We start from the raw sequence: 21153 nt of genomic DNA, 5'->3' as shown, positions 1-21153 counted from the left end.
GAGTATGAGCGCTATTGGCTCACTCTCGACTGCGTTGGCTACCCTCCGAGCGCATCCCGTGATTCTGGTCGGCGGACTGTTCTTCGTCCTGCTGGGTGAACTCTCGGTACTGCTGGACGTCTACCTCGGATCGCTCACACAGCTGCTCGTCGTTCCGCTGTGGCTGTTTCTCACCCCGTTTCTCCTCGGCGGCTTCGTGGCGATGATCCACGGGGCGCTCGAGGGGTCGACCTCGGTCGGGACGTTCGTCCGCGGTGGGAAAGACAACTACGTCTCGATGCTCGGGGCGACGGTCGTCTTCGTCGGGATCCTCATCGGCCTCTCGATCGTCGGAACGGTCGTACTCATCATCGCCGGTGCTGCCGGATTCGCCGTCGGCGGTGGGATCGTCGTCGTCGCGCTCGTCAGCGTGGTCTTGCTCGTGGGTTTCGCCGTCGTCTTCATGTTCGTCCAGTTCTACGACGCCGCGATCGTCGTCAGCGACGACCGGGCGATCGACTCGTTTTCGCGCAGCGTCGGCCTCGTCTCGCAGAATCTCGCGAGCGTGATCGGCTTCTCTGTCGTTTTCCTGGCGCTCACCCTGCTGGGACAGGGGCCGGGAATGGCGTTGTACCTCTCTTCGGTCGAGTTCACCCAAACTGGCGAAACCGTCGTGACCTCGACGTCGACGCTGTGGCTCTCGATTGCGGTGACGCTGATCGTCGGAACCATTGTTACGGCGTACGCGTACACGTACTTCGTCGCGTTCTACACGAGCCTGCTCGAGGGCCGGCGTAACGACTAACTCGGCGACGATAGTCTGGCCTGTATGCAGGATTTCCACGTCCACTCGAACTACTCGGACGGGAGCTTTCTCAGGGGAATGGTTCGAGCCGCGGAGTCGGCCGGTCTCGAGGGACTCGGCTTCGCCGACCACTGTAACGTCGGTGCCCGAGAACGCATGGCCGAGATGCGACGGGCCTACGGCTTCAACCTCGATCTCACCTACGAACGACGCCGTCAAGCTATCGACCGACTTCGAGCGGACACATCGCTCGACCTCTATGACGCCGTCGAAATGGATTATCACCCGGCCGACGAGGGCGAGATTCGATCGTTTCTCGCGTCGGCCGGCTTCGACTACGCTATCGGGAGCGTCCACCAGGTCGACGGAACCAACGTCCAGGTCGCATCCCAGTTCGTCGACCGGCTGCCGGCCGAACGCGACCGGATCGTCGAGACCTACTACGACCGACTCGTCTCGCTGGTCGAGTCGGAACTGTTCGACATCGCCGCCCACGTCGACCTGCTCGAGCGGACGACACCGCTTCGCGGACGAGCCACCGACGAGCAGTACCACCGCGTCGCCGACGCGTTCGCACGTTCCAGAACGATTCCCGAGATCAACGCCGGGCGGGCACTGACCGACGAGGAGATCGTCCACCCCGAAACCCAGTTCTTCGAGATCCTGCGCGAACACGACGTCCCGTTTACCCTCGGGACGGACGCCCATCGACCGTTCGAGGTCGAAAACCGCGCGGGATTCCTCGCCGAGTTCGTCGAGCGTTACGACCTCGAGCCGACCGTTCCACCTGCACTCGAAGAGTAACTCACCTCGACGGCCGGGCAAGCCGATCGGTGCCTCTCCCCCGATCCGTGATCTATTATGGATCAGTACGATCGTGGCTGATCGGTTCTACGAGTGAGTAGTATCACTGGTTGGTGCATGGTAGCACATATTGCCGATGCCGTTGTACCCCGTGTTGCGCCATGGCAGACTATGACTTACAGGGCGAAACGGGACGGCGTGACGCATTACGGCGGATGGTCACAATCCGCGCGTTCGACGAGGAGGCGGGGAATCGATTCGCAGATGGCGAGATTCCGGGGTTCGTCCACCTCTATATCGGCGAGGAGGCGGTCGGCGTCGGCACCTGTGCGGCACTCGAGCCGGATGACTACATCGCGAGCACCCACCGTGGACACGGCCACTGCATCGCGAAGGGGCTCGATCCGAAGTACATGATGGCCGAACTCTACGGCAAGGCCGACGGCTACTGTAACGGCAAGGGCGGCTCGATGCACATCGCGGACGTCGACGCCGGGATGCTCGGGGCGAACGGTATCGTCGGCGCTGGTCCACCGATGGCGACGGGCGCGGCGCTGTCGATCGACTACCAGGACCGCGACCAGGTCGCCGTCGGCTTCCTCGGCGACGGCGCGGTTGCCCAGGGACAGGTCCACGAAGCTGTCAACATCGCGGCAACCTGGGACCTGCCGGCGATCTTCGTTATCGAGAACAACCACTACGGCGAGGGGACGCCGGTCGAAGACCAGCACAACGTTGACACGCTCAGCGATACCGCCCAGGCCTACGACATTCCGGGCGTAACCGTCGACGGCATGGACATCACTGCCGTCGAGGAAGCGGTCGCCAAAGCACGCGAGCGCGCTCGAGCGGGAGACGGCCCCTCGATTATCGAAGCCGAGACGTACCGCTACCGGGGCCACTACGAGGGCGACGAAGAGCCTTACCGCGACGACGCAGAGATCGAGCGCTGGATGGATCGAGATCCGATCGAGACGTTCAGAGACCGACTGATCGATCGCGGCGAACTCACCGAAGACGAGTTCGAAGAGCTGCAGGCGGAGGTCGACGCCGAGATCGACGCGGCGGTCGAGTTCGCCCTCGACGCCGACGATCCGACGCCAGAACAGGCCTACGAGGACATGTTCGCGGAGATGCCACCGGAGATCGACCGATTTGCGGCGGCCGCCCGGACCGACGGTGGTGAGCGCTCACACGATTCGCGACCCTCGTCGGCGCATCGCTCCGACGGCGGCCACCCAGGAGGTGACCGACGATGACTGCACTCGCAGACACAGAACTCGAGACAGAAACCGAAGAACTGACCGTCAGAGAAGCGATTCGACAGGCGATGCGCGAGGAACTCCGCCGCGACGAGGACGTCTTCCTCATCGGCGAGGACATTGGCGTCTTCGGCGGCGTCCTCGAGGTGACGGGCGACCTCTACGAGGAGTTCGGCCCGGAGCGCATCAAGGATACGCCGATCAGCGAGGCGGGCTTTATGGGCGCGGCGACGGGAGCCGCGGCGACGGGCACGCGGCCGGTCGTCGAGTTGATGTTCTCCGATTTCGCCGGCGTTGCGATGGAACAGATCATGAACCAGATGGCCAAGATGCGCTATATGTTCGGCGGGAAAGCGGAAATGCCGGTCACCGTCCGGACGACCGAAGGCGGTGGGATGGGCGCTGCGAGCCAGCACTCGGGGACGATTCACTCCTGGATCGCCCACTTCCCCGGACTGCACGCAGTTGCCCCCGGAACGCCCGCGGCGGCGAAGGGACTGACGAAGGCCGCGATCCGCTCGAACGATCCCGTCTTCGTCTTCGAGAACAAGATGATCTACGAGCAGAAAGGACAGGTCCCGACCGACGAGGACTTCACTATCCCGCTCGGCGAGGCGGCGGTCGAACGCGAGGGCGAAGACGTCACCGTCGTCGCGACCCAGCGCCTCGTCGGCGAGTCGCTCCAGACCGCGGAGGGGATGGCCGACGACGTCGACGTCGAGGTGATCGACCCCCGGTCGCTGTACCCACTCGACACCGAGACGATCGTCGAAAGCGTCCGCAAGACCGGCCGGCTGATCGTCGCCGACGAGAGTCCGCTTTCGTACGGCACGCACGCCGAAATCATCGCTCGAGTCCAGGAAGAGGCCTTCTTCAGCCTCGACGCCCCGATCCAGCGAGTCGGGACGCCCGACACTCACATGCCGTTTAGCCCGCCGCTCGAGCAGGAAGTTCTCCCCACCGGCGAGGACGTCCGAAACGCGATCGGGCGGGTGACGTAGGGGCCGATCGTGTCCCGCGTTGGACTGATCGTCAACCCGGCCGCCGGCCGCGACGTCCGGCGGCTCACCGGCGGCGCGACCGTCGTCGACAGCTACGCGAAACGTCGCGTCGCCGAGTGCGTCCTCGACGGGCTGACCGCGGTGGCCGACCCGCCATCGGCACGGCTCATGCCGGATCGAAGCGGCATCGCCGACCACGTCCTCGAGGCGTCGCCGTCCGTGGTCGACGCGCGCCCGCTCGAGTTCCCGGTCGAGAACTCGCCGGCCGACACGCGCCGGGCCGCCGCCCACTTCCGTGATGAAGGCGTCGGCGCGGTCGTCGTTCTCGGGGGCGACGGGACGACCCGCGACGTCGCCACGGCGATCGGCGACGTGCCGGTGATCGCCGTCTCGACGGGGACGAACAACGTCGTGCCGACGAGTGTCGAAGGCACCGTCGCGGGCGTCGCGGCCGCACTCCTCGCGACCGGAGCCATTTCGGCCGCCGACGTCACCACGCGACACGGAACGGTCGACGTCCGGACCACCTCGCCCGACGACGATCGCAGCCTGACGGCGCTGGCGGCCTCCGAAGTGTCAGCGCGGTCGTTCATCGGAACGCGGGCCCTGCTCGAGCCGGCCGATCTCGTCGGCGGCGTCGTCTCGCGAGCCCACCCAGCGGACATCGGGCTCGCTGCGGTCGCCGGTGCGGTCGAACGCGTCGCCCCTGACGACCCTGGCGGCGTCGGACTCCGGCTGACCGACCCCGAGACGGCCTCGAGAACCGTGCGGGCGGTCCTCGCACCGGGCGTGACGGCGACTCTCGGCATCGAGGCCGTCGAACGCCTCGAGTGGAACGAGCCGTTCACCTTCGAGATTTCCGACGGCGTCGTCGGTGCCGACGGCGAGCGCGAACTCGAGGTCACCGATACGACGGTCGAACTCACGCCGGTCCCCGAGGGACCGCGGCTCGTCGACGTCGAGGCGACGCTCGCGGCCGGTGCTCGTGCTGGTGCGCTCGAGGACGTCGAACAGTGACGTCGTGGTCCGGAAAGACCCCGTCGGTGCTGGTAGCATTCTTTGCTGCTGATAAGAGCGATGTGCTGAATAGAGGGCGCGAGTCTTGCACGGGACATTCCATCGAAAGATCAGTTATTCAGATCAGTCGATACAGGCTACGGACACATCACAACCATTTATATACTATATGAGGAACTGATGTTTAATGCGAGTACCCCACCGGGTTGCTTTCGGGGTCATCATCGCCGGAAACGCTATTCCGATTGTCAGCTTCTTCACATTTAACGTTGATCTCCACGCGCTGTTGGTTGTCTACTGGGTTGAGGTAGGCGTCATCGGCGCGGCAACCGCAGCGAAGATTCGGCGTGCTGAAGGGACAGACAACCCCGAAGAGCTCCCAAACTGGGAGTACAGTCCAATGGGATCAGGAGAGTCTCGGACAATACGGTCACTGGTTGGCAAACCACGAGGGCGCGTCTTTCGGGATTTTCTCGGCACCTACGCTGTGTTTTGGGGTTTTCTTGCTTTCCCGGTACTTTCACTTCCAGATGATTTAGCTGGCGTCGAAACTGCTTCACCGCTCGTTGTACTGGGTGCTGCCGTTGCACTTTCTGTGACACACATCGTTTCTTATCGAGTCGATTTCCTTGAAGGTCGTGAGTACGAACAGAAAGGCCCAGTCACGCTGTTGGTTGAGCCGTTTCCCCGATTATACGGGCTCCTTGGAACGGTATTCTTTGCGGGGGCCGCGATAACTTTTACCGGATCGCCTGTTGGGCTACTCGCTCTTATTGTGGGTGCTAAGACATACGTCGACGTTCGAGCCCACAGGCGAGAGCATGGTTATGACCGCTCTGGAGAGAACAATTAATGCGCAGAACAGATTTTATTTTTGCCATCAAGCACTAGCCACTGCTGACTTCATCCTCTGAGTCGGTCACGCTACTCCTGACAGAAGCTAAGCAGTTCGAACAATCCGTGCTGAACTCACAGTGCGAATGTGGCACGCACTGAGTACCGATCCGCAAAAGTTAGTGATCGGTCAATACAGGCCAGTTACCTATCGTCTCTGTTTTGTTCTAACTTATCAACTCGCTGTTCAAGCTCAGTTATCTTCTGTGATATCTTCTGTTTTCTCTCCCAATATATACCACTACTAACGATCCCAACAAGAGTTCCGACTAATGCACCTACTGAGCCGAATATTGAGCCAACCAACAAACCAAGTATACCACCTACTATACCAACATAAGCGAAATCGAATTTAGCCATACGCCATATTTAAAGAATACTTGTTATACCCTTTGTGCTACCCTGCTACCGAAATTAGGACGCCGATATGTTTACACATGTAGCGAGCAGATAGTTCATTGATTTCGGTATGAAACAGATAAAGACGTCGTGCTGCACTCATACTTCTCCTCTGTATCTTGCAGGCCGATTTTGATAGCGGCTCGGTAGTTTGTTCAACGGCTGCTGCATACACAGCGCGGATGTGGCACAGACTGAGGGCTAACCAGTGAAAGGTAGTGTTCAGTTGGTACAGCGAATACCTATTCGAATGAACAGTAGTGCCCCGTGAACCCGTCTACTTTTCCAGTATCACTCACAGCGGTCGTACAATTGATATTCGCTATGGAGGGTTTCAGCACTCAGATAGAATTGTAGACGGATGCACTTTTTATCATCTGTGATACGATCTTGCGTATCCACAGTCGCTGAATGCCCATCTGCCTCGACTCGAACGGTATACGCTTCCGACTCAACGGGATCCTTGAGCGCAACGGCGGATTCTCCCGGGTCGGCTGCTTCAAGATGATATGTCCCTTCGAACACGATACCATCTTCGTCCTCAATTTGAACCATGAACTCGTGAGCTTCTTCGCGTTGATCGTTTCGGACTTCTAAGCTAACAATCTCGGGGACAGGCTCGGAGTCGTCTTCATTGAGACAGCCGGCACTGATTCCACAAACGGAACAGCAGCAAACTGCAACGAACTCCCGCCTCCTCATATGAACGGAGAGAGGACAATCGTGTATAATTCTTCATGTTCCGTTGCACGTGAAGCAATCGAATAATTCGCCAATTCAGGAGCGAAGCAAACAATCGCCTTGTGCTGCACTCAACCTCTGTATGCAGCAGCCCCTCCGAAAATTACCGCCACCTATGCATTTCAATAAAACCACCTCGTCGAGAATCGACGCTCGAGCCGACGCGTCGAGCGGCGAACGCATCGGAAATCCAGACCACGGTAAACACTAAGCTACTCAGGGTGGGGGTCGCAGTATGGCAAGTCCAGACATCCCACAGTTAGACGTCGAAATCCCCGAGATCACGCAGGTGGCGTTCGTCGTCGAGGACCTCGAGGACGGGATGGATCGCTTCTCGAACATCCTTGGCGTCGGCCCCTGGGACGTCTACCGGTTCGAGCCGCCAGCGCTGACCGATCGCACGTTCCGCGGCGAGTCCCACGAGTACGCCATGCGGCTGGCGCTTGCGGACGTCGGCGAGACGATGCTCGAGTTGATCGAACCGCTCGAGGGTCCGAGTATCTACACCGAACACCTCGACGAACACGGCGAGGGGCTCCACCACGTGGCGTGTTTCGCGTTCGAGGACACACACGCGGTCATCGACGCCTTCGAGGACGCCGGAATGCCCGTGATCCAGAGCGGGAACTTCGACGGCGTCGAGTACTGGTACTTCGACACCGCAGACGAACTCAACGGGACGATCTTCGAGACCGCGGCGAACCTCGAGGCGATTCCGGAACCGGAGATGACCTACCCCGAGTAGCGAGCCGGACTCGAGTCCCTAAACGCGCTCCCAGGAGAGTTCCATTGGGACGTCGTCGCCGAGCAGTTGCGAGACGTGACAGCCGCGCTCGCCGAGGTCGACGAGTCGGTCGACCGTCTCGTCGTCGGCGTCCGTCTCGAGTCGAATCGTCGCCTCGAGTTGTTCGACGGCGCCGTGGGCGGGTTCGGCATCGGTCGTCACCTCGATGGCGTCGACCGGCGTCTCGCGTTTACTCGCCTGGAAGCGGATGCTCAGTGACAGACAGGCGGCGAGCCCACTGAGGAAGACGTCGACCGGCGTCGGCCCCGTCTCCGTGCCGCCGGCCTCCTCGGGCTCGTCGTAGGTCCACTCGAACGAGCCGGCTTCGATCGTGCCGGCCATCCCGTCCGGATTGTGCGCGGTGACCGTTCGGTCGGGCATCGCCGTCGCCGCGCCGGCTCGAGCGCCTGCGGTTCGGTCCACCTCGTCGGGAAGCAGCGACCACGGCTCTTCGACGTGCCCGACGAGCGTTTCGAGGAAGCGGGCGGCGTCGGCCCCGTCGACGATCCGGTGGTCGAACGTCAGGTCGAACGGGAGTCGCCGTCGCCACTCGAGGCCGTCGTCTGCGCCGCGGATGTGGGCTTCGTCGATGGCGTCGACGCCGAGGATGGCGATCTGTGGCGGATTGATGATCGGATCGAACGCCTCAACGCCGAGGACGCCGAGGTTCGTGATCGTGAACGTCCCGCCGCGAAGGTCGTCCATGGTGTAGGTGCCGTCGAGGGCCGACTGGACGACCTCGCGACGCTCCGTGGCGATCGTTTCGAGGGATTTGCTCCCGACGTCCGACAGGACCGGCGTAATCAGGCCGTGTTCGACGTCGACGGCGAGGCCGAGGTTGTGTTCCGCCCAGAGGACGTGTTCGTCGTCCTCGAAGGTCGCGTTGAACGCGGGGTGGTCCTCGAGCGTCGCCGAAACGGCGAGGACAAGAATGTCCTGGATGGTGACGTCCATCTCGAGGGCGTCCGCGGCGGCGTCGGCGGCATCGAAGAGGGCCTCGGCGTCGGCCTCACGGTGGGCGGTGACGTGGACGGCCTCGCGGTAGCTTTCGCCGAGCCGGCTGGCGATAGTGCGACGCATCCCGTCGAGGGTGCGCGTCTCCAGTCGGGTGCGGCCATCCGCGGTCGCCGCCGCGTCCTCGACGTCGGCTTCCGTAATGGCTCCCTGGTAGCCGGTTCCGTCGACGCCTGTCAGGTCGACGCCGAGTTCCTCGGCTCGCTTTCGGGCCCGTGGCGAGACGTCGACGTCGGCGTCGTCGACCCCTGTTCCGGATTCTGCGGCTGCTTCGACGTCGGCTTCGGTGATCGCACCCTGGTAGCCAGTCCCCCCGACGGTCGTGAGGTCGACGCCGAGGTCGTCGGCACGTGCCCGTGCACGCGGTGACGCCTGAACGTCTCCGTCGTCAGCCGCTCGAGTGGCGGTCGCTCCGGCCTCGTCGTCGCTCGCCGCCTGTGGCTCCGATTCGTCCGTGGCCGATTCGTCGGCGTCGCCGACGGCGTCGAGTTCGGCCTCGACCTCCGCCTCGAGGTCGCCGATATCAGCGTCGGCGGATGCGACGATCCCGATCGGCGTTCCCGGCGGGACGGTTTCACCTGCGTCGAGATACGTTCGCTTCAGGACACCCGTTTCACGGGCTTCGACCTCCGCGACGCTCTTTTCGGATTCTACTTCCGCGATGACCTCGCCTTTCTCGAGCGTCGCTCCTTGATCGATCTCCCACGAGAGGAGTTCCCCACGTTCCATCTCGAGCCCGAGTTTCGGCATTTTGACAATGTATGACACGAGGCTACGTACCACGCACACGAGGTAAAGCGTGGTGCTCGAGCCAGCGACTCGTCCTGACGGATACCGTATCGTTCTCCCACCTGTTCAGACGCAATATCTATAATGGTTTTCCATACCATATCCGCACAGAAGCCGATCCTGGCCCCTGTAAATTGGATGGTTGTTCATTCTTCACGATAGATGCATGCCAATGTATAGCAAAGGCTTTAGGTCCAGTGGTCCAACTTTCGGCTACCGTTGGCCACCGGCCACTGATTTACCTATGAGCGATGACGAACTTATCTGGCGAATCGCAGGCGGTTCCGGAGACGGGATCGACTCGACGAGCCAGAACTTCGCGAAAGCGCTGATGCGCTCGGGGCTCGACGTGTTCACACACCGCCACTATCCATCGCGGATCCGTGGTGGCCACACCTACGTCGAGATCCGAGCCGCAGACCGGGATGTACAGTCACGGGGAGACGGCTACAACTTCCTGCTCTCGCTGGGTGACTCGTTCGCCCGGAACCCGCAGGAAGAGGCCTACTACGGCAACGAAGAGATCAAGCCGCTCTCGGAGAACCTAGACGAACTGCGCGAGGGTGGCATCATCGTCTACGACGCGGGTCTCGTCAGCGACGAGGACGTCGAGGCGATCAACCTCGAGGAACGTGCCGAGGAGAACAACTGGCACGTCTACCCGATGGATCTCCGCGGCCTCGCCAAGGAACACGGCCGCGAAGTCATGCGCAACACCGCCGGCGTCGGCGTCACCGCGGCGCTGCTCGACATGGAACTCGAGCACATCGAGGACCTGATGGAAGACGCCATGTCCGGTGACGTCCTCGAGGCGAATATCGACATTCTCCACGAGGCCTACGAGACGACCCGTGACGAGTACGAGTTCGATCACGAACTCCGTGCCCCGACGGGAGAACACGAGACCGAGCAGGCGCTGCTCTCTGGCTCGAACGCGATCGCCTACGGCGCGATCGACGCCGGTTGTCGGTTCATCGCTGGCTACCCGATGACGCCGTGGACGGACGTGTTCACCATCCTCAGCCAGAACTTCCCCGACATGGGCGGCATCTCCGAGCAGGTCGAAGACGAGGTCGCCGCGGCCGCACTCGCAGTCGGTGCGAGCCACGCTGGCGTCAAGGCCATGTCCGGCTCTTCGGGCGGTGGCTTTGCGCTGATGAGCGAACCGCTCGGCCTCGCCGAGATGACCGAGACGCCGATCGTGCTCGTCGAATCGATGCGCGCTGGCCCCTCGACCGGGATGCCGACGAAGCCCGAACAGTCCGACCTCGAGTTCGTCCTCTATACGAGCCAGGGCGACTCCCAGCGCGTCGTCTTCGCGCCCGGAAACATCCAGGAGGCGTACGAGCAGACCCGACTCGCATTCGAGATCGCCTGGGACTACCAGATCCCGACGATTCTCATCTACGACCAGAAGCTCTCGGGTGAGAACATGAACGTCGACGTCGACTTCTTCGACCGCGAGCCAGCGCCGGATCTCGGCTCGACGCTCACCGAGGACGAACTGAAAGAGGCCGCCCACGACGCCTCTGGCAAGTTCAAGCGCTTCGACTACGAGAACGCTGAAGATGGGGTCGCTCCGCGGTCGCTCCCCGGCCAGAAAGGCGGACGCTACCTCGCGACCGGGAACGAACACAGCCCGGTCGGCCACATCGAAGAGGACCCCGACAACCGCGTCTTCCAGATGGAACGGCGCCTCGAGAAGCTCGAGGCCATCCGTACCGAACTCGACGAAGAACGCGAGTCGAACCAGACCTACTTCGGCGACGAAGACGCCGACTACGGGATCATCACCTGGGGCTCGTCCCAGGGTGCCGTCGAAGAGGCCATCGAGCGCCTGAACGACGACGGCCACTCGGTCAGGGGCGTCAGCGTCTCTGATATGATGCCGTTCCCCGAAGAAGAGCTAACGGAGTTCTTAGCGGGCGTCGAGGAGGCGATGGTCGTCGAGATGAACGCGACCGGCCAGTTCCGCGGCGTGCTCCAGAAGGAACTCGGCCAGTACGGCGAGAAGCTGACCAGCCTACTCAAGTTCAACGGTAACCCGTTCGAGCCGGCGGAGATCGTCGAGGGCTACGAGGTCAACGTCGCCGACGAAGACCGCGAACCAACCGCACAGGTACGAATCGAGCCTGCTGCAGGTGATTGATCATGAGTGCATTCAACGCCATCGGAGAGGAACGAGAGATCGACCGCGACGAGTTTACCCCCGGTGTCGAACCGCAGCCGACCTGGTGTCCGGGCTGTGGGGACTTCGGTGTCCTGAAGTCGCTGAAACAGGCCCTGCCGGAAGTCGGCAAGACGCCCGAGGAAGTCCTGACCGTTACCGGGATCGGCTGTTCCGGCAAGCTGAACAGCTATCTCGACACGTACGGCTTCCACACCATCCACGGCCGGTCGCTGCCCGTCGCTCGCGCAGCGAAACTGGCAAACCCCGAACTCGAGGTCATCGCCGCAGGCGGCGACGGTGACGGCTACGGGATCGGTGGGAACCACTTCATCCACTCGGCCCGTGAGAACCACGATATGACCTACATCGTGTTCAACAACGAGATCTTCGGGCTGACGAAAGGGCAGACCTCGCCCACCAGCCCCAAGGGCCACAAGTCGAAGACCCAGCCCTCGGGAAGCGCGAAGACGCCGCTACGACCGCTGTCGCTGTCGCTGACCTCGGGTGCGAGCTACATCGCTCGGACGGCCGCGGTCAACCCGAACCAGGCCAAAGAGATCATCAAAGAGGCCATCGAACACGACGGCTTCGCCCACGTCGACTTCCTCACCCAGTGTCCGACCTGGAACAAGGACGCTCGCCAGTACGTCCCGTACATCGACGTCCAGGAGTCCGACGACTACGACTTCGACATCACCGACCGTGCCGAAGCCGCTGAGATGATGCGCGAGACCGAAGACGTTCTCAACGAAGGGACCGTCCTCACCGGCCGGTACTACGTCGACGAGGATCGTCCGTCCTACACCCAGGAGAAGAAAGCGGTCGGCGAACTGCCCGAGGACCCCCTCGCCGAGCGGTACTTCGACGACGACGCCGAGTGGGAGCGCAGCTACGACCTCCTCGAGCGACACACGTAAACCGGCTGCATCGCCACTGGCCATTTTTATCCTTCGTTGTACTGGACGCCGTAGCGACGAGAGGTGTTCGAGGTCCTAGCTCGCGCCCCAGCCCTGGGCGAACCGTTTCGTGAGCTGGCTCAAAACGAGCAACGCGAGCATGAGGCTGCCGAACAACAGATAAGAGAACCCGTACAGCACCTGATAAGCGCCAAAACTGACGACTGCGACCCCCATCAGTAACGCTGTCGTCCCGGCCCGCCGCGAGACGTATTCGGGATCGACGTCCTCGTCGTAGTGAACGTGAAGATCAGCCCGGCCACGAAACGCGATCAGGAACGCAGGGGCCAGAATAATGACTCCCAGAACGATCCAGAACAGCCCGAGCAGGACGTTGGCGTCGGTCATCGGCGGGTGTCGGCGGGGCGGGCGAATAAATCCGCCGATCGATATCGCCCATAGCGGGGCGGATCTGCTCCTTCGAGGGGAATCGTCTCTCACGTGATCCGACGTTTTCGTATACAAAAGATATTTTCCTGTCGGAGCAAAACCTACTCACATGAGCGCACAGGCGACGGAAGATCGTATCCTCAATGTCTTAGAGGAAGATGCACAGGCCTCTTACGCCGAGATCGCAGAGCGAGCAAACGTTTCGAAACCTACGGTCAGAAAGTATATCCGAAAACTCGAGGACGAGGGCGTCATCGTCGGCTATTCGGCGGACATCGATCCGAAGAAGCTCTCGAGTAAGACGATCGCACTGGTCGGCTTCGACGTGGCGAGCGAACGGTACGTCGAGGCGACGACTGCGATCAAAGAACTCGACGAGGTCGAAGCGCTCTACAGCTCGAGTGGCGACCACATGCTGATGGCGGAGGTCCGTGCCGAAGACGGCGACTCACTCGGTGAGATTATCAAAGACGAACTGCTCGAGATCGACGGCGTTACTGCGGCCCACCCTTCGTTCTTGCAGGAACGACTGAAGTAATTCGCCGATCGACCCGTCGCCTGCTGGCTGTTCGTTCGTCACCACACTGTTCATCGGTGTCACTCGACATTCACAGGCTGATTTTCCTCACGGAGGCCGCGAACATATCAGGGCGCTCGTCGTATCACTATCCATGCCAACGTACGAACGTCAGACACGCGTTCGCGCCCCGTTCGAAGACGTCTGGGAGTTTCACTCGCGGGCGTCGGGGCTCGAGGCGCTGACGGCCGACTGGATGGGCCTCCGAGTCGAGTCGGTCATCGGACCCGACGGCGAGTCCGACCCCGACGTTCTCGAGGTCGGTTCCGAACTCGACGTCTCCATCAGGCCGTTCGACGTCGGGCCGCGACAACACTGGACGTCGGTGATCGTCGAACGTGAGCGCGAGGACGGTACCGCCGTCTTCCGGGACGAGATGGTTCACGGGCCGTTCGACCGGTGGGTCCACACCCACTCGTTTTTCGCCGACGGCGACGAGACGATCGTCCGCGACCGCGTCGACTATACGCTCCCGTTCGGCCCGATCGGACGACTCGGCACGCCGTTCTCTGGGGTCGGCTTCGAAGCGATGTTTCGCGACCGCCATCGTCGGACGCGCACCGAGCTCGAGTGAGCCAGATCGGTTGTCGTTTCTCACGGTGGCTTACCCCACGGCTGGTACCGACCGCGAAGACGACAGAACGGACGTTCTCGAGCCTGTAGCGGCAGTTCGAAGGGCAAACCAAACGCTATACGTGTGGGCCGGACTTAGCACAGCGCGTGTCCCAGCGTCGAGTCAGGAGTGTTCTTCTGGTAGCGGCCGCCGCAGTCGTGGTGGCCGCAGCCATCGGGCTGTTCGTCGTCGACGTCGATACGTCGGCCGACCCTGCCCCGTTCGACGATACCGTTTCGATGGGGCTCGCGATGGAAGACGAGATCGGACTCCACGAAGACGTCGACCTGCCGAGAGCACAGGTGTTTTACTCACAGTACCAGTACGTCGTCGGCTACTACGGCGTCGAGACGTTCGTCGAGGCACGGGAGACGGCTGGTCACCAACAGCAGTTCGGCTATCCACTCTCGGTGTACGTTACCGACTACGCGGGGGCGGACGTCGACCTCGACGATGACGGGTATCCGCGCGCAGACGGCGACCTGGGCTGGATCGACGCCGAAGACGCCTGGTTCGTCTACGGAAGTGACGCCAGCACTCCGAGCGGCGATACTGTCGTCCCGTTCGGCGACCGTGCCGACGCCGACGCGTTCGTCGACGCCCACGGCGGCGAGGTCATCGCGTGGACTGACTTACTCGAGCAGTCGTTCGAGTCAGACGATGCGACGGCCGTCCGTGACCGAGTCGGCGACCAGCACCGAACCGCTGACGAGTACGTCGCAGATCGTGAAGACCTTCCCGAGCGGCCCGTCTCGGCTGTCGTCGGCGAGGACGCCGACACGATTCAGGAGGTGATCGACGAGGCGCCGTCGAACACGACGATCGAGGTTCCCGACGGCGAATACAACGAGACGCTCGAGATCGACCGTCCCCTGACGATCCGCGGCGACGGGGACGTGACGATCCGCGGCGACGGTAACGGCACCGTGATCACCGCCACTGCAGACCGAACGGCGCTGATCGGCCTCGAGATCACCGGCTCCGGATCGGAGCGACAGGGCGAAGCACCGCTGCCCGGCGACGACGACGAGGACGACTGGGATCAGACGTTCGAGGTGAACTATGCCGGCGGCGACGCCGGTGTCGGCCTGCACACGGCAGACGAGGTGCTCGTCGAGGACGTGACCGTTCACTCCTCGGCCAGCGGGATCATCGTTCGCCGGAGCGACGCGCCGGTCATCAGGAACGCGACCGTCTACAGCCCTGAGCTGGCAACGGACGATCAGGCCGGTATCCTTCTGTTCCACGCACCCGGCGTGGTCGAAGAGTCGACAGTGTACGATGGTCGGGACGCGATCTACTCACACCGGTCACATGGATTGATCGTCCGCGACTCTCACTTCGAGGACAACCGCCTCGGCATCCACCTGATGCACACCTCCGAAGCGCTGCTCGCGGGCAACGATATTCGGTCACAGACCAGTGCGGGTATCTTCATCATGACGGGACCTGAGCGAAACGCGATCGTCGACAACGAGATCCGCGACGCCGCAATCGGCCTGATCCCGAGCGGCGACAGCGCATACGTCGCGAACAACCGCCTCGTCGACGGTGGCACCGGCTTACAGATCGACTCGACGAACTCGCTCGTCGAACACAACGTCATGGCCGGGAACGAAATCGGCGCGAACGAACGCGAGATGCTACCGACGAACCGCGTCGTTCGCAACGACTTCGTCGGCAACGACGTCCACGCCGACGCCGGTTCCGGACCGCTTCGAATCTGGACTCACGGCGGTTCGGGCAACTACTGGCAGGGCGCGATGAGTCTCGAGGCCGACGGAACGGTCGACCGGGCGTACTCACCGACGTCGCCGGTCGACCAGCGGCTCCACCGGACCGACGGCGCACCCACGCTCTCGCGAGCGCCGGCGCTCGATGCGATCCTCGGGTTCCAGGGGTCGGTCCCTGGGATGCGAACGGGCAGCGTCACGGATCTCCAGCCGAGCTGTGCGCCGCACAACCCCGAACTCCTCGAGCAGACGGCGTGGGCCGATGACGCGTGGTCTTGCGATCGAACGACGGCTACTGCAGATACATGAGCGAACATTCACCGACGCGAACCCCGATACTGGAGGCAACGACAGTCGACCGTGATTTCGGGACCGTCTCCGTTCTGGAGGAGGTCTCGCTGACGATCGAAAGCGACGGCGTCACCGCACTGATCGGGCCGAACGGCTCCGGAAAGACGACGCTCCTTCGCGTCCTCGCCGGGCTGCTCGAGCCCACCGGCGGTACCGTCGACTTTCACGGTGCCGACACGGTCCGTCACATCGGCTACCTGCCACAGCAGCCGGCGTTCCGGCCGGGATTTACCGTTCTCGAGACGCTGACGTTTTACTCGTCGCTGGTCGGCGAGACCGAAGCCGACGCGCTCGATCGGCTCCGGCTGGTCGGACTCGAGGATGCAACGGAGCGGCCGGTCGAGGCGCTTTCGGGCGGGATGACGCGCCTCGTCGGTATCGCCCAGGCGACGATCGGTGACCCGCCCGTTATCGTGCTCGACGAGCCGGGCAGCGGACTCGATCCAGGGATGCGACGCCACGTCTTCGAGATCGCAACCGAACTCGCCGACGACGGCACGGCCGTCATCCTGAGTTCACACGACCTCGAACTCGTCGGGCGAACCGCCGACGACGTGGTCGTCATCGAGGACGGGCAGGTGCTCGAGACGGGGACCCCAGCGACGTTGTGTGATCGGTTGAGCGTCGACTCGCTACGTGACGTCTACGAGGTGGCGACTGCCGGCGAGGCCGGAACCGTCCGCGTCCAGGGGGTGAGTTCCTAAGATGGCTGGCGAATCTGCCAGCGAGTCAGCGTCGGTCGGCACCGGCGAGCAGACGGAGTCTGTCGCACACGAGGGGCCGACGACGGCACAGACCCTCCAGACAATCGTCGGCCGCGAACTTCGCACTGTCGCGCGAACGCGAACCATCTTCATCCTCGGGCTGGCGCTCACCGCGATCGTCCTGGGGATCACCTGGGTCGGCGGCGGCTACCAGGCGGGCTACTTGCCGACGACCGTCGACTTGCTCACGCCGCTCGAGTTGCTCGTCCCGATCGTTGCCGTCGCCTTTGGCTACCGGGCGATCCTCGACGACGAGCAACGTGGTGAACTCGACGTCCTCGCGACGTATCCGATCTCACCTCGAGAAATCGTCCTCGGCGTCTACGCCGGCCGGGCGATCGGGCTCGCCGTCGTGGTCGCGATCCCGCTCGCGGCCGTCGCTGCCGCAATCGCGCTCACCGGTGACACGACTGTCGCCGTCTACGCCACACACGAGGGCGCCGACTCGCCGATCCTGTTCGGCCGATTCGTCGTGTTGACGCTGCTGTTCGCGCTCGTCGTCCTCGCCGTCGCCATCGCCATCTCCTCGGTCGTCAGCGGCACGCGCGGCGCACTTGCCCTCTCGGTCGTCGCCCTCGTCGTGTTGCTGGTCGGCTTCGACCTCGCGCTCGTCTACGGCCTCGCAGAGGGGGTAATCGGCGACACCGACCTGCTCAATGCACTGGCCGTAAGTCCCCTGAGTGCGTACCGTGGGCTCGTCCTCGAGACGACCGTCGTCGTCGCCGGCGGCACCGGCCCGCAGGTCGCCTCGCCGATCGCGAGCCTGGTCGGACTGGCCGTCTGGGGCCTCGGCTCGCTCGCGGTCGCTGTCTGGGGCGTCGGCCGCTAATCACGGCTGTCCACTGTCCCTGTTTTCACCGACATTTCCGGATGTGCCGTCTCATCGACTCTTCTAGGCACTCACACACGCCTGAGAAATACGAGTATGCAACAGGAAGGGATACTGCCGTTTTCGAGGCCGCCCATCCGGACGACGAGTGGCCATGAGAATGGACGCGAAGCGTCGAAGAAACCGCGTCGTCGACTTACATCATCGACATCACGAGATCCGGCGTGACGTCATCGTGGTCGTAGACGTCGCCGCCCCACTCGGCCTGGAACTCCTCGGCGTCGTCGGCGTCGCTGAAGCCGATCATCGACGGCCCCATCGCGCCTTCGACCTCGCTGTCGACGACGAGTGCGAGATCCGTCGCCGAGGCAAAGGTCTCTTCCTCGAGGTGGCTACTGATCTCGACGATGCCAGCGTCCTCGTCGACCGAGTAGTCGACGCTCGAGTAGTCGGTCAGGTAGAAGGCGGTCGGATCGTGACCCTCGTCTTCGCGTTCGAACGTCCAGACGTAGGCACACGTCGACGCACAGAACATCGCCGGTCGGTCCTCGTCGAACAACGCTTCAGCATCGTCGTAGTGGGCCTGTCCGTTCGGACCTGGGTGTCGCCCGATCTCCATCGAACACTGATCACACGCCTGTTCGCTCGGAATCGAGATCGCATCGGGACCGTCGTCGTCACCCATACAGCCGGCGAGCGCGCCGACGCTCACGGCGACCGCGCCGCCGAGGAAAACTCGGCGCGTTGGATGACTGTCCTGTGCTCGCTCTCGAGAACGATGGTCGTTCATACTGCCCTCTAGCGGGAACACCGTTAAGACGAATGTGGTACATCCCCCGAACGAAGCCCACCGGTGTATAGGCTCCGAATCGACCCCGTTCGCTAGATGAGTGCACCAGACGCTACTTGCTCTCGCACTCGCTAGCGTCGAATGATGAACCGACGGCATATACTGGGTGCTGGAGTGACGACTGGTCTCTCGGCGCTGGCCGGGTGTTTGACTGGGGCTCTCGAGTCGGAGCCCGACGGCGAGGTCGTACTGGACGCGCCGGACGAGGATGTTGGCGGCGACCCCTCGTATCCGACCTACGGGGAACCGTTCCCGGAGTTCGCGTTGACGGATCCGCTCACCGAGTCGACCGTCGACGTCGCCGACTTCGACGAAGAGTCGTTCCTCGCGACGGCGTTTTACGCCGAGTGCCCCGCCGAGTGTATCCCGCTGATGACGGCCATGGCCGCGGTGCAGTCACGCACCATCGACAAGGAAATCGACGACCGAACCCGATTCCTCGCGATCACCTTCGACCCCGAACGTGACACTCCCGAGCGTCTCGAAGATCACGCCGACATGGTGCACGTCGACCTCGAGGCCGGCAACTGGCACTACCTCCGACCCGAGGACGACGACGAGGCGAGGGAGGTCGTCGACAACTCGATGGGGATCGCGTACGAGCGTGACGAACTCGATGGGGGCGACAACTACGACTTCCTCCACATCACGGTTACCTACCTCGTCAACCCCGCAGGCTACGTCGAACGAGCCTACCGCGGTGAAGACCCCGACATCGACAAGATCACCGATGACATCGAGACCCTCCTCGAGCGCTGGTGATGGCCACCGTTGACTCGATTTCGGCTTCGGGAATCGTCCTCGAGGCACACGAGTGTTACGACCCGTCGCTCGATCCGACGGCGATCGAGCCCGTGAGTCTGATCGTCTTCGGGGTGATCGGCTTACTCGGTGGTGCGCACTGTCTCGGGATGTGTGGCCCGCTCGTGACGGCCTACTCGGATCGAATGGCTGCGAAACGGGACGGACCGAGAGCGCGAAGCGATCTCACGCTCGGAGAGGTGCGCCAGCACGCGCTGTTCAACCTCGGTCGAACGGTGAGTTATGCCCTCATCGGAGCGGTGTTCGGACTGGCTGGCTCGCTGGTGTTCATCTCGCCGCAGGCGGTGACAGCCGTCGCGACCGACGTCCACGCTATCGCTGGCATCACCGTCGGTATCGCGATCATCGTGATGGGAATCCACTACCTGACGGGACGGGGGCTCGTCGGCGGCGGCGTCAGTATCCCAGTCATCGAAGGCGTCCTCAGTCGACTCCAGCGTCGGCTCCTCCGGAACGTCGATTCGTGGGTTGGCGACTATCGCATCGCAGGCCTGGGTGCGGCACACGGGTTGCTCCCGTGTCCGTTACTCTATCCGGCGTTCCTCTACGCGTTCGTCCAGGGCTCCCCGCTCGGCGGCGCGCTGGCACTCGGGCTGTTGGGACTCGGGACGGTTCCATCGCTGTTCCTCTACGGGACGCTGTTTCAGTCGCTCAGCCTCGAGAACAGGGAGCGACTTCACCGTGTGCTTGGGCTCGCGTTCATCGTCCTCGGCTACATCCCGCTGCAACACGGCCTGATGACGGTCGGTATCCACCTGCCGCACGTGCCGTTGCCGTATTACGACCCGCTCTAAGGGTCGATCCCCGATTTTCGGGATAACGCTCCAGAATCGCCGACTCGCTCAGGGGAGTCGCTCGAGCCGATAGATCCGGGCGATGTCGCCGTCGACTTCCGAAAAGTCGATAACGTCGCCTTCCTCGAGGTCGTCGTGCTCGTCGACGAACGCCAGCGCGTCGGCTTCGACTTCGTAGACGTGGGGGTCGAGTTGCATCGGTGCGTCGGCACGATTTTCGTCCCGGTCGATGACGAACGACGCCTCGTCGGCGTCGACGAGTTCGCCGGTGTCGAACGTGATCGCCCACGCGCCGGCGACCTCGGCGTCGGACCCGCCGAAGTGGACCGGCTCGGCGACGTACGCGAACAGACAGCCCGGACTGCAGAACATCACGCCGTCGCCGTCTTCGTGGGCGAGTTGGGCCATCCGATCGGCGTAGTTGGTCACGCCCATCGAACAGACTGCGCACATGTGTGCATCGGCGAACTCCTTGGGTTCGTCGACGGGATGGTCGACGAGGAACTCGGAGGTGCTCGCCGTGTTCTCGTTCCCGGCGTCGGTGTCGTCCCCAGTACCGTCGTCGTCACCGGCACAGCCAGCGAGGCCGACTGCGAGCGAAGTCCCGACTGCTGTGAGGACGTGCCGACGACTGCCGACGCATCGGTCCCGTTGTACCATCGGTCGACGTACGGACGCGATCTGTAAAACGACGGTGGTTCGACTCTCGATCAGGTCGGCTCCGTTCACCGACACGCCGGTCGCCCCTGTTCGCTGGCACTGGCGGACGCTTCGATGGGTAAACCAGACCGGCTAAACCGTCTGCTTCCCCAGAG

22 protein-coding genes are annotated in these 21153 nt (G+C 62.9%); 16 read left to right on the top strand and 6 right to left on the bottom strand.

The features are described 5' to 3' along the window. Nucleotides 1-4: 4 nt before the first annotated feature. The 6 genes from AArc1_RS11345 to AArc1_RS18495 all read left to right on the top strand — a co-directional run bounded on the left by AArc1_RS11345 (nucleotide 5) and on the right by AArc1_RS18495 (nucleotide 5721). Entirely contained in the window at nucleotides 5-784 is a 780-nt protein-coding gene (locus tag AArc1_RS11345) for a DUF7847 domain-containing protein (protein WP_117364474.1), read from the top strand. 24 nt (nucleotides 785-808) lie between these two features. Then, nucleotides 809-1588, top strand: a complete 780-nt coding sequence (locus AArc1_RS11340) for a PHP domain-containing protein (RefSeq protein WP_117364473.1) — start codon at nucleotides 809-811, stop codon at nucleotides 1586-1588. A gap of 161 nt (nucleotides 1589-1749) precedes the next feature. Then, entirely contained in the window at nucleotides 1750-2847 is a 1098-nt protein-coding gene (locus AArc1_RS11335; RefSeq protein WP_117364472.1) for a thiamine pyrophosphate-dependent dehydrogenase E1 component subunit alpha, read from the top strand. After that, nucleotides 2844-3851, top strand: a complete 1008-nt coding sequence (locus tag AArc1_RS11330) for an alpha-ketoacid dehydrogenase subunit beta (protein ID WP_117364471.1) — start codon at nucleotides 2844-2846, stop codon at nucleotides 3849-3851. The genes AArc1_RS11335 and AArc1_RS11330 overlap by 4 nt, the downstream gene beginning before the upstream one ends. Nucleotides 3852-3860: 9 nt before the next feature. Next, entirely contained in the window at nucleotides 3861-4868 is a 1008-nt protein-coding gene (locus tag AArc1_RS11325) for an NAD(+)/NADH kinase (RefSeq protein ID WP_117364470.1), read from the top strand. Nucleotides 4869-5055: 187 nt separating this feature from the next. Next, nucleotides 5056-5721 (top strand): DUF6498-containing protein, encoded by a 666-nt coding sequence (locus AArc1_RS18495; RefSeq protein WP_133412349.1) that lies wholly within the window; start codon nucleotides 5056-5058, stop codon nucleotides 5719-5721. A 185-nt stretch (nucleotides 5722-5906) separates the two neighbouring features. On the opposite strand, the gene AArc1_RS18490 is transcribed toward AArc1_RS18495, so the two are convergent. After that, nucleotides 5907-6122 carry a hypothetical protein gene (locus AArc1_RS18490; protein WP_133412348.1) on the bottom strand — a complete coding sequence of 72 codons (216 nt, stop codon included), beginning with the start codon at nucleotides 6120-6122 and terminating at the stop codon, nucleotides 5907-5909. Nucleotides 6123-6452: 330 nt separating this feature from the next. Beyond that, nucleotides 6453-6863 (bottom strand): hypothetical protein, encoded by a 411-nt coding sequence (locus AArc1_RS11320; RefSeq protein WP_117364469.1) that lies wholly within the window; start codon nucleotides 6861-6863, stop codon nucleotides 6453-6455. 274 nt (nucleotides 6864-7137) lie between these two features. Between AArc1_RS11320 and AArc1_RS11315 the strand changes: the two genes are divergently transcribed. Then, a complete protein-coding gene (locus tag AArc1_RS11315; protein ID WP_117364468.1) occupies nucleotides 7138-7647 on the top strand; it encodes a VOC family protein in 510 nt (169 codons plus the stop codon). Nucleotides 7648-7665: 18 nt separating this feature from the next. Here AArc1_RS11315 and AArc1_RS11310 read toward each other — a convergent pair whose 3' ends face one another. Continuing rightward, a complete protein-coding gene (locus tag AArc1_RS11310) occupies nucleotides 7666-9468 on the bottom strand; it encodes a 2-oxo acid dehydrogenase subunit E2 (RefSeq protein WP_186336592.1) in 1803 nt (600 codons plus the stop codon). Between the two features lie 265 nt (nucleotides 9469-9733). Here AArc1_RS11310 and AArc1_RS11305 point away from each other — a divergent pair, with 265 nt between their 5' ends. Continuing rightward, nucleotides 9734-11638: a 2-oxoacid:acceptor oxidoreductase subunit alpha gene (locus AArc1_RS11305; protein WP_117364466.1), complete on the top strand. Its 1905-nt coding sequence runs from the start codon at nucleotides 9734-9736 to the stop codon at nucleotides 11636-11638. Between the two features lie 2 nt (nucleotides 11639-11640). Further along, a complete protein-coding gene (locus AArc1_RS11300) occupies nucleotides 11641-12576 on the top strand; it encodes a thiamine pyrophosphate-dependent enzyme (protein ID WP_117364465.1) in 936 nt (311 codons plus the stop codon). Between the two features lie 75 nt (nucleotides 12577-12651). Here AArc1_RS11300 and AArc1_RS11295 read toward each other — a convergent pair whose 3' ends face one another. After that, the gene (locus AArc1_RS11295; RefSeq protein WP_117364464.1) at nucleotides 12652-12963 is read right to left on the bottom strand and encodes a hypothetical protein; all 312 of its coding nucleotides are present in this window, start codon (nucleotides 12961-12963) and stop codon (nucleotides 12652-12654) included. Between the two features lie 151 nt (nucleotides 12964-13114). On the opposite strand from AArc1_RS11295, the gene lrpA1 reads away from it, so the two are divergent. From lrpA1 to AArc1_RS11270, 5 genes are all read left to right on the top strand, one after another. Beyond that, nucleotides 13115-13543, top strand: a complete 429-nt coding sequence (gene lrpA1 / locus AArc1_RS11290) for an HTH-type transcriptional regulator LrpA1 (protein WP_117364463.1) — start codon at nucleotides 13115-13117, stop codon at nucleotides 13541-13543. Nucleotides 13544-13676: 133 nt separating this feature from the next. Beyond that, complete coding sequence (locus AArc1_RS11285; RefSeq protein WP_117364462.1) at nucleotides 13677-14156, top strand: SRPBCC family protein; 480 nt, start codon at nucleotides 13677-13679, stop codon at nucleotides 14154-14156. Nucleotides 14157-14434: 278 nt separating this feature from the next. Next, the gene (locus AArc1_RS11280) at nucleotides 14435-16237 is read left to right on the top strand and encodes a NosD domain-containing protein (RefSeq protein ID WP_117365875.1); all 1803 of its coding nucleotides are present in this window, start codon (nucleotides 14435-14437) and stop codon (nucleotides 16235-16237) included. Further along, nucleotides 16234-16983: an ABC transporter ATP-binding protein gene (locus AArc1_RS11275; RefSeq protein ID WP_117364461.1), complete on the top strand. Its 750-nt coding sequence runs from the start codon at nucleotides 16234-16236 to the stop codon at nucleotides 16981-16983. The genes AArc1_RS11280 and AArc1_RS11275 overlap by 4 nt, the downstream gene beginning before the upstream one ends. 1 nt (nucleotide 16984) lies before the next feature. Beyond that, nucleotides 16985-17872 (top strand): ABC transporter permease, encoded by an 888-nt coding sequence (locus AArc1_RS11270; protein WP_117364460.1) that lies wholly within the window; start codon nucleotides 16985-16987, stop codon nucleotides 17870-17872. Nucleotides 17873-18068: 196 nt separating this feature from the next. On the opposite strand, the gene AArc1_RS11265 is transcribed toward AArc1_RS11270, so the two are convergent. Beyond that, complete coding sequence (locus AArc1_RS11265; protein ID WP_117364459.1) at nucleotides 18069-18662, bottom strand: nitrous oxide reductase accessory protein NosL; 594 nt, start codon at nucleotides 18660-18662, stop codon at nucleotides 18069-18071. A gap of 144 nt (nucleotides 18663-18806) precedes the next feature. Between AArc1_RS11265 and AArc1_RS11260 the strand changes: the two genes are divergently transcribed. Both AArc1_RS11260 and AArc1_RS11255 read left to right on the top strand, forming a co-directional pair. Beyond that, nucleotides 18807-19484, top strand: coding sequence for an SCO family protein (locus tag AArc1_RS11260; protein WP_117364458.1), 678 nt, complete (start codon nucleotides 18807-18809; stop codon nucleotides 19482-19484). Next, entirely contained in the window at nucleotides 19484-20338 is an 855-nt protein-coding gene (locus AArc1_RS11255) for a sulfite exporter TauE/SafE family protein (RefSeq protein ID WP_117364457.1), read from the top strand. The genes AArc1_RS11260 and AArc1_RS11255 overlap by 1 nt, the downstream gene beginning before the upstream one ends. A gap of 48 nt (nucleotides 20339-20386) precedes the next feature. Here AArc1_RS11255 and AArc1_RS11250 read toward each other — a convergent pair whose 3' ends face one another. Then, nucleotides 20387-20998, bottom strand: a complete 612-nt coding sequence (locus AArc1_RS11250) for a nitrous oxide reductase accessory protein NosL (protein WP_117365874.1) — start codon at nucleotides 20996-20998, stop codon at nucleotides 20387-20389. Nucleotides 20999-21153: the final 155 nt, after the last annotated feature.

Origin of the sequence: Natrarchaeobaculum sulfurireducens (assembly GCF_003430825.1) — an archaeon.
Lineage (GTDB): Archaea > Halobacteriota > Halobacteria > Halobacteriales > Natrialbaceae > Natrarchaeobaculum > Natrarchaeobaculum sulfurireducens.
The sequence above is the reverse complement of the archived record's forward strand: the minus strand, read 5'-3'. Positions and strand labels throughout refer to the sequence as shown.